This is a genomic window from Ferriphaselus sp. R-1 (assembly GCF_000746095.1).
GTDB lineage: Bacteria > Pseudomonadota > Gammaproteobacteria > Burkholderiales > Gallionellaceae > Ferriphaselus.
Window position 1 is genome coordinate 31,751 of sequence record NZ_JQKP01000018.1, and the last position, 12,086, is coordinate 43,836.

The following is a 12,086-nucleotide window of genomic DNA, read 5'->3' on the forward strand; positions in this document are numbered from 1 at the left end:
ACGTGATTTTGCTATGATTCGCCCGCTTTCAAATCCCTGATAGCTCAGTCGGTAGAGCGACGGACTGTTAATCCGCAGGTCCCTGGTTCGAGTCCAGGTCGGGGAGCCAGATAATCAAGGGGTTAGGCTAATTGCCTAGCCCCTTTATCTTTTGCTTGTGCCATATTTGTGCCATTCAGCAAGTTCGCCACCCGTTCAGAATGTTCAACGAGCTGGGCAGGTGCAAGATGAGCATATCGCTTTACCATCGTTTCACTTTCCCAACCGCCCAGCTCCTGAAGCACATTTAACGGCGTTCCTTGTTGAGCTAACCAGCTTGCCCAAGTGTGCCGTAGATCGTGCCAGCGGAAATTCTCAATGCCTGCGCGTTTAAGAGCCGCCCGCCAGCCTCGCGTATTTGCATTAGCTGATGGTACGCCCCGAAACGTAAAGACCCGCTCTGGGTGCTTTCCTACTTGCCTTAACAGTACATCCATTGCCGACGAGTTCAGCGGAACGTGAATTGCCTTGCGTGCCTTGGCCTGATCGGGGTGTATCCAACACACCTTGCGAATCAAATCCACTTGCGACCACTCCAGCTTTAATACGTTGGCTTGGCGCAATCCCGTGGATAACGCGAACAGCACCATGTCCTGCTGATGGGGTGGCAACTCTTGCAGGAGCCCTTGAACTTGTTCCGGTGTGAGCCACCGGACACGGCGCTTGGCTTCCTTATAGAGTCGGATTCTCGGCACTTTGTCTATCCACTCCCATTCCTGCATGGCCTTACGCAGAATTGAACGAATCAATGCGAGCACTCGGTTTGCTGTGGAGGGGCTAGACTCTTTTGCTTTGAGTTCCCCAATGCGGCTTATCAGTTCGCGGTCAATATCGGTGAGCTTCTTGCCCTTAAGGTGGGGGTTAATCCACCTCATACGGCTTTTATCATCCCGATGAGTGGCCTTATGCTGAGTTTCCAGCAAGAACTTTAGAGCCGCATCTTCCCAAACGTAGGCGGGCTTATCGCCCATCTTCTGCACGCGCCACGCTTCAGCCTTCAGGCTGTCGTGCAGTTCCTGCGCTTGTTTTTTGTCGGCAGTGCCAGCAGAGCATCTAACTCGCTCGCCGGATGGCGCAACGAAGTCGATGTGCCAGGTGTTACCGCGCTTTTTGAGTGACATGGTGTTACCTCCTTTCCAAACGTCACTCGCAACGCTTGCCGAGGAGAAGAATAGAGCGAACGCACATACTCGGCAAGGTCATCTTTGATGAAACACCAGCACTTGCCGACCTTGGCAGCGGGAACGCGACCAGCCTTGGCACGACGGCGCAGCTCTTCGGGCGACAGCTTGAGGAATTGAGCGGCTTGCTCAAGATTAAGCGTCTCCATAGATACAGCCCATTCTGCGCCCGCTGAGTGCGTCATTTTGTAGGTAGATAGGTTCAAATTGCCTCGCAAAAACAGATGGCAATGTGGCTGCAGTCTGGTGTACGCTCATCAGTAACACATTGACTCCCCTCATGATTGTCGTTCCTAGAAAATATCGATGAGGGAAATATAGATGGATTCATCCGGACCAGCAAACTCCAAGATGGGAGATGTAAAATGACACGCCGAGTCCCATTTTACCCTTTATTAGACAATAGCTTACGAATGTCAAGTGGGTGCGAATCTAGGGATGGCAGCTAGAATTCTTTTTGTATAGTCGACGATGAATATGCAAAATAACTCAGGGGGCTTTCGCCCCCTGTCTATATTCAACTTAGCGTTTGCCACGCTTTACACGCTTTCTTGAAGTTTCGTGATTTCCCTCCTTGTGAGTGGAGTTACTGCAAAGAAATAATTCATCTCCGAGGTTGGGCTAGGCGCTCGAAATTCCAGCTCGTTGTGAGGCGCAACAATGAAATGGTGTGGAAAATTCGAGACTGCCATACATTCCCAGAATATATCTGGTGGATTTATTATTGAACCTTCGATTAGTTTACAGGTGCCCTGAATGCCAGTCGTTAATCCATTTTTCGATATTGCGCATTCCGTGAGTCTGCGCAGTGAACAACTCGGGGATGACTGATCGGTTAGACCTCCCCATTCACTAAGAATACGGTAGCGCAACCCTGTGAGCCGACGGGTAAGAGAATCCTATTTACGCCTCCAGCATTCTTGGTGAACGTGACGCCAACTGTTTCAGCCTCATACTTGAAAGCAGGAAGCTCCCCAAGCTCTGCGGTGCAACTCTTTGTACTTACGATTGTCGAGGTGCGTGTATATGTGCACTTGGCACCTGATTGGCGGAATTCAGCTTCTGCATATACCGCATCGCCAGGCACTCCATAAACCGCGACCATTTTCATGCTGTCGGCGGCAAGTCCCGTTTGAGTAATTACTCTCATATCTTTGCCACCAACATTCGAAAACACTTCTTTGATCGCTGCGTCGCATTTCATAAAGCCACGCTCATGTGCATTCTTGAGTGCAAAATCCACGAATACCTGATCCGTGGCCCAAGTTGCTTGAGTCGCAAGGGAAGCGGCAATAAACAAAACGCGCATGCAATTCATTCGATTCTCCTATGGTTAATGGTTGAACAGCTTTCCGTTACTATTTCCTGAAGTCTACGACTGGCAGCCAGTTGGGCGTCACTTGCGTTGCGGCATCGAGTCTATGCTGTCCAGCCAAGGCAAGCCTGACAGCTCCGGTTGAGCTTCAAGGAGGGCAATTTCAGCCCCAGTGTTGGCGCGGATTGATCGCACAATGTCGAGGAAGGTTTTTTCGGTCCATTCTTCTGGCGTACCCACCATTGAATTAGCCACATCGCGACTGATCTGGAGTAGACCACCCTGCTGTTTTGTGAATACTGCATATAGATCTAGGTGATAGCCACCCTTATATTGGAATAGACAGGCCGTAAGGTTGAGACTGTTGCTTCCAGACAGTCGCCGTTCGGCCTTTGCGGTCCAGCTTGCACCTTCGCACGTTGTCATACGGAAGCCAAGTGATCCAGCTCCGCCCGCAAGAGCAGCAAGCTTTGAGCCTTCAAAGGGATTGACGAGCTTGAAACGTGCAGCCTTCTCTGGAATTTCATCAGAGAGTGGAATCGGTGTGGCTTCCTGAGCGTTATTTACGTTCCGCCCGATCCCGCTGCTTGCAGCCTTGGCAACGGTCTGACGATTTGCCGAGGTCTTGATATCAAAAATGCGGTAGTACTCGACAGTCTGCTGTTTTTCCGCAAGGTAGTTGTTGGTGGTACCGCACCCAGATACTCCAAGAGTGGCGGCGATTGCAATGACCAGACGTTTCATAGTGCTCCTTTCGTTTTTTATGAGGGATATGATGGGGAGCTGACGATTTCCAGCGTTGATTACTTCCGAATTGGCTGGAACATGCGAGCGTGTCAACGCGATATGTTGATATACAACATATCATATCATTCACTTAGATTTGTTGGAAGGCGACTATCTTTGTTGACTCATTCGAATCGACAAGGCTATGGAAATAAAATCCGATCCTGTAGGCGGGGTGCGAATAGGAGAACTGCTAGGCGGAGCCATTGCAGCTAAACGAAAGAAATTAGGGTGGACCCAAGCCTATTTGGCCGAGCGGTTGCGCGTGGATGCAGAAACAGTTTCCCGGTTTGAGCGGGGAGTGACTCTTCCTTCGTTGCAGAGATTGTTTGAGATTTCAGAAACTTTGGAAATTTCGACCGGCGAGCTATTGGTGGGATGCTCTCAGCGAGCCATGGACCAAGCGGCTATGCTTGCGGCTCGGATGCAAAGTCTCAAACCGGGGGATCGGGATTTTGTCGTGAATCAGTTTATGTTGGCCTGCGACTATCTGGAAGCTAGAGAGGCACGATAGACCAAGAGCAGGGGGCTTTCGCCCCCTGACTATATTCAACCTAGCGTTTGCCGCACTTCACACGCTTTCTTGGAGTTTCGTGACTCTTGGCGACTTCGCGCTCCCAGAAATCGACCCTATTCTTTGCAAACAGAGCAAAACTAACAATGGCAGAAATAAGGATTGGGAAGAGGATTTCGGCTTGCATTAGGCCTCCCTGTGAGATGAGTTACTGCGAAGAAATACTTCATCACCAAAAATTGGGCTAGGTGCTCGAAAATCCGGCCCTTTGTGAGGCGCAACACTCGCGATGTCTTTAACCGCCTGCCGCATCAGATCGGCGAGGTAATTTCCTATGTCCTTTGATGCGGCTTTACGCTCGGCCTCTTGCAAACTACTCGCCGTAACTGAAAAGGAAATTCCCGAGCGGGTATGAACTACAAAAACTTTATTTCGCATACATTTCTCCAAATTGTAGATAGATTTGTCCCTATGAATGGGAACAAGTTGGAAAAATGCAGTGGGCAAATTTTACTCACCCGCACTAGTCAATGCAAGAGCCCACCATGATGCGGATGACTCAATCGTAAGTGGCCAACCTGGTTGTGGCAGTCAAAGACTTACCGAAGTCCCCCAATTGATTCCCCCACAAGACCAATCAACCGCAGAAGCAGGTGCCGAATGAAAATAAAGAACCCCGGGCTTGCCGGGGGCTTTGTTACTTGACCGCTGAAGCGATCGTTTCATCAAATTTTGATTCGATCACTGGCTCTTCAATGGGCTCATTAGTCATGAGCGCCAGAACCAGCAAAACAATTTTTGCCATGTTTTCTCCGCCGGCAGCAACCGCGCCACCTCGCCCGAGATGCGATGAGGAGCGCGCCGCGAGGCGCTGGATGAAAAGGCGGAACGGCAATCGGTATGCCAAAACACAGTGGCTGCGCAGCAGTTGGCGTACCGATTGATGAGTGACGGCCATCCAGCAGCGACGAATCGCACTGGGTGGCGCGGTTGCTGCCGGCGGAGAGTGGCAACTTTGCTCAACTGGTCACGAACATAATCAACATGAATTGATCGTTGTGCTCATCGTTCAGAGTCGAAGATTTGTAGCGTGCTAGACTGGTCGGCAAACAGGTGCGGCAATTGCCACGGGGAAATCTAGCTGGTCGTGAGCTGGCTCACATACAAGCCGAAGATTCTTGAGCGCCACGCCAGCCAATCACCGATCGGCTGGCGGGCACTATAAAAGAGGCTATCGAGGGTAAGTGCTGAAGCGCGCAGGATGGGAGCAGCAGTTAGTGCGACTCTTAACCTTACGGAAACTTCATGCCCCGATTTCTTTATTGATGGTCGAGACAGAGGGAAGGTTTGCCACACCGGGGTTTGGAATGGGTGCTGGCTGAGTATTGTGCAGGTTATTATCACCAACAAATGAGCCTGTAGTATTGTTCAAGGGTGGAAGGTTGGCTGAAGGCTGTCTTGATATTGCGTGGACGCTCCCGTCCAAATTTTTATTTCCAAACGTATCGCCATCACATGCATCCGCCCCATTAAGTAGGTTACGAATATCCGATTTGATTGATACTACGACAGAATCTGCAAAGTCTATCGCAAAGGTGGAAATATAAGCCTTTGCTTCCTCAAGTTCTTGCTTTAGGATAGACTCGGATTGGTTAAGGTCTACGATTTGCTGCCGCAATGTCAAGACTTCAGACTTGATCTTTTGCAGCTCATCAGTCGCCATATTTTTTGCGATAGTCACTCGATCAAGCTCAGTTTCCATCTCTTGGGATGCTAGGTTAGCGTGTTTTGTTACTTGGTTGAGTAGAGTGGCAAAGCGTACTTTTACATCATCCAGTATCTGATCTATTGCAGCATCTGCGACTCCTTGTGGTATATCGGCACTGCCAGAATCTGCATAAAGTGGCTGATTCGTACTTGTACTGGACACTTGTTCTGCCAACACCCTAGCTACCCTAGGGTGATTCCCACCGCCTAATTCTTTAATGACTTTGTTGGCGTTTACGGACTCGCCAGTAGCCCGTAGTCGCTCAGCAACAGCGATAATTTCCGAATCAGAATATGTTGCGTATCTCGACATACTACCCTCCAATTTGTTAGAGAATTAATCAAACGTTAATTGTGAATCGTCACAACAAACCTCTGCAACATTCGTGCAGAGGGGGGCCATGCGCGAGCATGGGGCCAAGCAAAGCTGGCGTAGACAGCGGCTTGCTGCAGCCCCCAAAGTTAGGAACGCCCCAGCGTCCTAACTTTGGGCGGGGGCGCCGCCAGTCAGACAACGCCCCAGCGTTGGCAGCATGCCCCAGCATGCGGTGGCTGGTGGGGGACGTGTCCCCCCTCCCCAGAGGCTGCGCCGGCGGGAGCCCCAGTTTTAGTAAGTCCGCCTTTGGCGGAGGTACGGTCAGCATGCGTCCAGCGTGATGAAAAAGTGGGGCTCCCGCCGGCGCAGCCGGCCGAAAGGGAGGGCGAAAAATTGCGGCGGCCCTCCCCTAGGAGGGCAATCGGCAGCAGGGCGTTCAGCCCGTCGCAACGATGGCGACGCAGGCATGAAATTCAGCGAGAATTTCATGCACCAAAAACTGCATCGCGAAATCATCGGGCCACCTCGATTCGCCGATCCAGCCATTCTGAAATTTGCTTTTCGAGCACCGCGCGGGTAGCTGGCCAGTTCCCCGGACGGCAGCCCGACAAATCAAGTGGGATCGAAATTCGATCATTATAGGTACACTCAACTGTTTGTTCGTAACCCACATCTTCAACTTTACACCTAACTTTGAAGCGATCGGAAATCGTAAAAAGTTCAGTGCCAATGATAGGGCCATAGCCGCCGAATTGAAGCAAAGGTTTGTCATCGAATTTGTAGTGCTTGCCGGCTGATTTAACATTCAAAGTTAAATTCGGGGCCAAATTACGCAGGCTGATAAGAGAGAAGTTGGACGGCATCACGTTCGCAAAATCCCTCAGCGAGGCAAATTGAATGCGACAAAAATAAATGTGGTCCACCACTTCGTCGATTTTACTGGCTTGAATTACAGCCTCAAATATGGCGGTTTGCAGTGCCTGTAACTGCCGCTTTTCGTGATCGAACTTTGATGAAGTATTCGCCGGTGGGTAAGGGTAGGAAATGACTGTTTTCTCTCCCGCTAACGCGCGCCGAACGATAGCCTTCGACTGACTGCGAAGCGGTGCCCCGTCTTTTTTGCTCATTTCCTGCTCAATCGAGATGTCGCCAAAAAGTTTGCTGACAAGCTTGCCGTCGACAATCTTACCGTTGCTCGGATCGTGATTTTTACGCAGTACGGACTCGGTGTGAACAGTTGCATCCGAATCATATGTCTTTTTTAAAAAAAACAGAGTCTGCACTGCGAGCGCATCATGGGGCCAACTATCGGGAATTGAAACGTCTTTCCGGTGGGGAATCGCCAAATATCTTGAACCAGCTGTTCTCAAAGTACAAAACGCCCCTGCACCGTGCTTCTGTTTTATTCGGTGAATCATGCCGCGATCGGCGAGGCGCATGGTCGTTACCTCGACCATGTAGCTGCTCATGCCCGTAATAAGTTGAAGCTCCTTCTCTCGGCACCATATCTGCCTGCCCAGCGCGCCAAGGATGGCCAATTCGTTTTGCATCGCAAGCAATTGAGTGTTTTTGCCCACTAAATACCTTTCTTAGAGTTCGATGGCTTTTCATCGTTTTAGTCGAATGCGGCGCATCGTACACCATCGGCCGCCGATCATGCAATAATTTATTCTTATAAAACAATTGGTTACAGTATTATATTTACACTATTGCATCTACTGATAATGAAATACATCATAAAAAATGAGTTGGTTATTCCACGAAGTGCGTCGAATACAAAAATAGTCTTTCAGCGGACTCATGATTTACTGGGCACGCAGTCGGAGAGGCAATAGCCACATAGTGCGAGTCGATTAACGACAGAGCGAACGCTCTTTATGATGCTTCGAATGTCCAACTGAGCGGAGCTACCTCTAAGGCCAGCAACAAGCAACGCTATTTGATGATCTCGATGAGGATGGCCGCGCAGAACAGCGCATGAGAGTGATGGATGCGATCAATCAACGCACGGAAAAAGGAAGCATCACGCTCGCTGCATCTGGCATCAAACAGCGATGGGCCATGCGTCGAGAAAACAAGTCGCCGAACTATACGGCGGAGTGGGAAGAGTTGCCGGCGGCATCGTGATGGGACTGGTATTCGGCCATTTCTGTCCTATCCGTAGTTGTATATGTCTTCTGCATTGCATCACATAACGGACATGACGCCCCCCACAAGGGGCGATTCTTGCAACTGATAAACGTAGTGATTTAGAGGCTTTTCAACCTGGAGTCGGAGCTAGCCTTTTTTCGATCTGGCAAACCATTCGGGACTGCGGACTTCCCATACATCAGCTGATTTCGGGAGTATCAACAAGCTAAGGACTATATCGTGGCGATCTGAAGACACCTTCATTTCACGCAATGGAGTAATTTCTTCAGCGTGTTCAAACCATATTCGTGCCGAAACAGTCTGTCCAGTTTTTTCAAGCTTGATATAGCTATTAGCGGCGAGTGAGGCTTCTGGAATGGGAACCGGAGAGCGTTTTGTTCTAAAAAATGCCCCCGCCTTAAGAGCTGCCTGGCTGGACCAAGACCAGTTCATGTAGCCATCTTGGGAATGTACCACGACCGCCTTTTGGTCAGTGTGTTCGAGCCATCTTAGAATTGCTGCAGTCAGAGACACGCCGTAGCGACCTGCGCAGAACCCTAGAACATCGAGATCAACAGTATTTGTTATCTGTTCCCGAAAATCATGAAGTGGCATCAACAAATTTGAGGCAAATTTATCAGCCTGAGATTCGATGTCTTTTTCTTCAACATCCCAATTAAGCATATCCTCCTCGCTACACTGGAATGTTTCCTTTGCTTGGCGATGAAGAATGTAGTGCCCAAGTTCATGGGCTTGGGTAAACCGAATTCGGCCTTGCGACTCAACCGACTGGTTATATAACAGCAGCCATCTCTTCGTGTCTGAATCCTTGAAGAGCCCACCGTCAAATCCAGGAATGCTTGCAGCTTTGACTTCAGAGATTGGATCATCCCATTTAAATAGATCCGCGCATTGCAGCGCCAATTCCTTCACGTTCACGGGATAGCGAAAGCCACCATGAGCCTGGTGGAATATATCCAGAATCTTTGTGAGTTTATTCGCTTCCTTGGCAGCAGAAAGAGGAACGGTACTCACGGTTTATTTTTGAATGCATCCAAAATTAGGCGGAGCCGTTCTTTTGATGGTGCATCAAGTTGCTGATAGTTTCTATAAAAGGCCTCATCCATATGACGCTCTTCTGGCTCACGCACATCGTCTTCTAGAAAATACGCCGAACTAACACCCAACACGTCCGCCAAGGCTTTTAGTTTTTCCGCCGATGGCCTTTGTGAATCTCTATTTTCCAACTCCCAAAGGTAGCTCTTAGAAAGACCAGCCTTAAGCGCAAGCTTATCCAGTGTAAGCTCGTGTTTCTTGCGTAATTCCCGAATTTTGTCACCCAACTTAGTTGCCATTTTCCTCCTCATAAATCTTAGCGCCAGTAAAATATATCACCATTCCGAACTTTTTGTTTGACCTTATCGGAAATATGCCCCACAATTCACATTGTTCGCTATCCCGAACTTTTTGTTTTGCGATAAAAGCATGTATATTTACTAACCGCCGGGGCCGTATTAGTAAATGCCCTAGCATTGATAATAAGGAATTTACTAATGGGCACCCCAAAAATAACGTTTTACCCCGTGGGTAATGGTGACATGACATTACTCGAGCTCGAAAGCGGCGCTCGAGTATTGATTGACATCAACATTCGGCAGGCTGGCGAAGGTATTCGCGATGTCGCCAAGGATTTGCGAAGCAACCTAGCTATAGACGCGAAAGGACGCCCCTATGTGGACGCGATGGTTTTAAGCCATCCCGATCAAGACCATTGCCGCGGGTTGGAAGAACAGTTCCATCTCGGCCCACTGTCTGATTATGACGACACGGCCGAGACGAAAAAAATCGTTATCCGCGAAATGTGGTCGTCCCCGATCATATTCCGCCGTGCTAGCGTGAATCACACCCTAAGCGATGATGCTAAAGCTTGGAATAAAGAAGCACGTCGACGCGTAGCGCAGTTCAGGGAAAACGGTATCGGCGCGAATGGCGACCGCATTTTGGTGCTGGGTGAAGACGCCGATGGAAAGACAGATGGCCTTTCTGCAGTAGCTTTTATCTCCCCTGTACTGGTCTAGCGAGGTTGATGCGCTCGTAAAGACGTATCAGCAGTTTGAAACGCTCATTCCCGCACCAAAGGGGGCTGGAGCAGAACACAAAGGTGAAGACGGAAGGTTTGTTGAAGATCTTCTGCGCGAGTATCTCAATCGCTACCTCCCGAATGGGCTTGAAGTCCTTACCGGCTTCATTTTGCGTCCTGCGGTAAAGACTGGTGAAACCGGAACAGAACGGAAGGCAGGATCAGATAGCCACTCAACACAGCTTGATATCATTGTTTTCGACTCAGGCAACTATCCCGTATTTCAACGCTTTGGGAACAGCGTTATCGTTCCGCCCGAAGGCGTGGTTGGAATAATTTCCGTCAAGAAGCACCTCAACGATGGAGACGTAAAGAAAGAGTGCGAGGCCTTATTTGAAGCGGCCTCTCTTTGCGAAACGTTGGCTTCAAATGATCGAAGCGACAAAGTGCGCGGCCCTTACCTCGCGCTTGTCTCAGTCAAATCCAATATTGAAAAGACACGAACCGATGCCTTGAATTGGATATTCAACCAAGTGAGTTCCGCTTACACAGGTAAATCGGGCATAACCTTCGACAAGCTAGTGGGCTTCATCGGCGCGCTTGATGAGTGGAGTATTTTCAAACGGCGTCCGGAGAAGAAACTCATTGAGGCCAAGTATGTCGGATTCAAACATCAAAATGGCGAGTCTCGTCGTTCAGGTTCATCCACTTTCTTGTACATCCTTTATGAATGTAGAAAGCCTTCTCCGAATCCCGAAGTTCGCAATACTTCTTAAAGTCGTCGGTTTCGTCATCCTTTGTTGCTGAATTCTTGACGCAATAGAAGTTGACGATGGATAGATGCTGATCGAGCAATTCCAACCCTGAGAAATGATCTTCATCTGGGTGGGTAGAGATGAAACGTGAAATTCCTTTGGCCTTTTGCTTCGTTTTGACTTCCACAACGATTGAATCTGCCAAACCCTCCGGTAGGCAGCAGTCAATGATAGTGAAATTGTCTGAGCCGTGGTTGACGTAAAACATATCGCCATTGCCGACAGAGAACGACTTAACAACACTCATGCTTTGTTTACCTCGATCCGTTTGGTGATATAAGCCGTTTGCTTTCTGTAGGAGAGCAAGTACAGCGCGAACAGGCCAACAATCAGAACCCAAGGGAGTGCTGTACTTATCGGTGGGTAAAAATGGTCGCGCGCTCAAATAAGGCGACCGCGCCAACACTTACCATCAGCGCGCAAATCGTTCGGTACATGTTATTCGCCTCAGATAGAACTTCTATCTTGGGGTCTGCTTTAGAAGCTCGAACAAAGTCTTCATATGGGGCAAAGGCAACGAAGTTAAACCGTCGAAGTAATGGCTCGACAAATAGCGAGCCGACGCGGCTGACCACCGAGCCTAAAAAGTAATACAGAAAAGCACCTACCACCGGGTCTTTCTGGACGAGATGAAACGATGTCAGCGAGTCCACAAAAGCAGCGAATAGCACACCCGGCAAGAGGTAGTTGAAGATGTTGTATGAACTTAGCTTATCCAGTAAGTCTTTCATCAGAGAATTCCGGTTAGTTGCCTGCCCAAAGGGAAGTGGATGGTGGGTAGTAAGCTGTTCCTAGACGCCCAACAGTTATTGTAGAGTCGCATGGATCCGAATATTTCTTAATAAAGGGACAGACTGAGCTAACCCGCTTTTCCCGGACGGTTTAATTGGGTACATCTGCTTGCTGCTCAAATTGCACTGGGCTGAGGTACCCCAAAGTCTGATGCCTACGCTGTCGATTATAGAAGATCTCAATATATTCGAAGATTGCCGTCCGTGCCTCATCTCTAGTGTGGAAGTCGCAATGGTGAACGAGCTCGTTCTTCAAGGTTGAGAAGAAACTCTCGGCCACCGCGTTGTCGTAACAGTTGCCGCGCCTGCTCATGCTCGGGCGCATGCCATGCCCCAGCAATTTTTCCCGATA

16 protein-coding genes and 1 tRNA gene are annotated in these 12,086 nt (G+C 49.4%); 5 read left to right on the forward strand and 12 right to left on the reverse strand.

The genetic code is table 11. The features are described from left to right. Window positions 1-33 precede the first annotated feature (33 nt). Window positions 34-109 (forward strand) — tRNA-Asn (locus tag DM08_RS10290). Between the two features lie 13 nt (window positions 110-122). Here the strand turns inward: DM08_RS10290 and DM08_RS10295 are convergent. From DM08_RS10295 to DM08_RS10305, 4 genes are all read right to left on the reverse strand, one after another. Then, complete coding sequence (locus DM08_RS10295) at window positions 123-1,127, reverse strand: tyrosine-type recombinase/integrase (protein ID WP_255358321.1); 1,005 nt, start codon at window positions 1,125-1,127, stop codon at window positions 123-125. Then, a complete protein-coding gene (locus tag DM08_RS13200) occupies window positions 1,037-1,405 on the reverse strand; it encodes a helix-turn-helix domain-containing protein (protein WP_081908863.1) in 369 nt (122 codons plus the stop codon). The genes DM08_RS10295 and DM08_RS13200 overlap by 91 nt, the downstream gene beginning before the upstream one ends. A gap of 650 nt (window positions 1,406-2,055) precedes the next feature. Next, window positions 2,056-2,538: a hypothetical protein gene (locus DM08_RS10300; protein WP_035384582.1), complete on the reverse strand. Its 483-nt coding sequence runs from the start codon at window positions 2,536-2,538 to the stop codon at window positions 2,056-2,058. A gap of 78 nt (window positions 2,539-2,616) precedes the next feature. Beyond that, complete coding sequence (locus DM08_RS10305) at window positions 2,617-3,279, reverse strand: hypothetical protein (RefSeq protein ID WP_035384583.1); 663 nt, start codon at window positions 3,277-3,279, stop codon at window positions 2,617-2,619. 187 nt (window positions 3,280-3,466) lie between these two features. Here DM08_RS10305 and DM08_RS10310 point away from each other — a divergent pair, with 187 nt between their 5' ends. Beyond that, window positions 3,467-3,835 carry a helix-turn-helix domain-containing protein gene (locus DM08_RS10310; RefSeq protein WP_051938126.1) on the forward strand — a complete coding sequence of 123 codons (369 nt, stop codon included), beginning with the start codon at window positions 3,467-3,469 and terminating at the stop codon, window positions 3,833-3,835. Window positions 3,836-4,021: 186 nt separating this feature from the next. Here DM08_RS10310 and DM08_RS12920 read toward each other — a convergent pair whose 3' ends face one another. The 4 genes from DM08_RS12920 to DM08_RS10315 all read right to left on the reverse strand — a co-directional run bounded on the left by DM08_RS12920 (window position 4,022) and on the right by DM08_RS10315 (window position 7,495). Then, a complete protein-coding gene (locus DM08_RS12920) occupies window positions 4,022-4,273 on the reverse strand; it encodes a hypothetical protein (RefSeq protein WP_152555824.1) in 252 nt (83 codons plus the stop codon). A gap of 259 nt (window positions 4,274-4,532) precedes the next feature. Continuing rightward, the gene (locus tag DM08_RS12925) at window positions 4,533-4,793 is read right to left on the reverse strand and encodes a hypothetical protein (RefSeq protein ID WP_152555825.1); all 261 of its coding nucleotides are present in this window, start codon (window positions 4,791-4,793) and stop codon (window positions 4,533-4,535) included. 345 nt (window positions 4,794-5,138) lie between these two features. Continuing rightward, on the reverse strand, window positions 5,139-5,915 hold the full coding sequence (locus tag DM08_RS12625) for a DNA-binding protein (protein WP_081908864.1): 777 nt from the start codon (window positions 5,913-5,915) through the stop codon (window positions 5,139-5,141). A gap of 515 nt (window positions 5,916-6,430) precedes the next feature. Continuing rightward, the gene (locus DM08_RS10315; RefSeq protein ID WP_035384584.1) at window positions 6,431-7,495 is read right to left on the reverse strand and encodes a hypothetical protein; all 1,065 of its coding nucleotides are present in this window, start codon (window positions 7,493-7,495) and stop codon (window positions 6,431-6,433) included. Window positions 7,496-7,904: 409 nt separating this feature from the next. Between DM08_RS10315 and DM08_RS12630 the strand changes: the two genes are divergently transcribed. Then, window positions 7,905-8,045, forward strand: a complete 141-nt coding sequence (locus tag DM08_RS12630) for a DUF4113 domain-containing protein (protein ID WP_161780289.1) — start codon at window positions 7,905-7,907, stop codon at window positions 8,043-8,045. Window positions 8,046-8,195: 150 nt separating this feature from the next. Here the strand turns inward: DM08_RS12630 and DM08_RS10320 are convergent, their stop codons facing one another. After that, a complete protein-coding gene (locus DM08_RS10320; protein WP_035384585.1) occupies window positions 8,196-9,083 on the reverse strand; it encodes an ImmA/IrrE family metallo-endopeptidase in 888 nt (295 codons plus the stop codon). Continuing rightward, entirely contained in the window at window positions 9,080-9,403 is a 324-nt protein-coding gene (locus tag DM08_RS10325; protein WP_035384586.1) for a helix-turn-helix domain-containing protein, read from the reverse strand. Before DM08_RS10325 ends, DM08_RS10320 begins: the two co-directional genes overlap by 4 nt. A 198-nt stretch (window positions 9,404-9,601) precedes the next feature. Here DM08_RS10325 and DM08_RS10330 point away from each other — a divergent pair, with 198 nt between their 5' ends. Both DM08_RS10330 and DM08_RS12635 read left to right on the forward strand, forming a co-directional pair. Next, on the forward strand, window positions 9,602-10,126 hold the full coding sequence (locus DM08_RS10330; protein WP_202593403.1) for a ComEC/Rec2 family competence protein: 525 nt from the start codon (window positions 9,602-9,604) through the stop codon (window positions 10,124-10,126). A gap of 46 nt (window positions 10,127-10,172) precedes the next feature. After that, window positions 10,173-10,904, forward strand: coding sequence for a DUF6602 domain-containing protein (locus tag DM08_RS12635; protein ID WP_343283007.1), 732 nt, complete (start codon window positions 10,173-10,175; stop codon window positions 10,902-10,904). Between the two features lie 392 nt (window positions 10,905-11,296). Here the strand turns inward: DM08_RS12635 and DM08_RS10340 are convergent, their stop codons facing one another. Both DM08_RS10340 and DM08_RS10345 read right to left on the reverse strand, forming a co-directional pair. Next, window positions 11,297-11,674, reverse strand: a complete 378-nt coding sequence (locus DM08_RS10340) for a hypothetical protein (RefSeq protein ID WP_202593405.1) — start codon at window positions 11,672-11,674, stop codon at window positions 11,297-11,299. Between the two features lie 151 nt (window positions 11,675-11,825). Further along, window positions 11,826-12,086 (reverse strand): IS3 family transposase (locus DM08_RS10345; protein ID WP_035384689.1); only part of this gene is annotated, 261 nt, incomplete at its 5' end.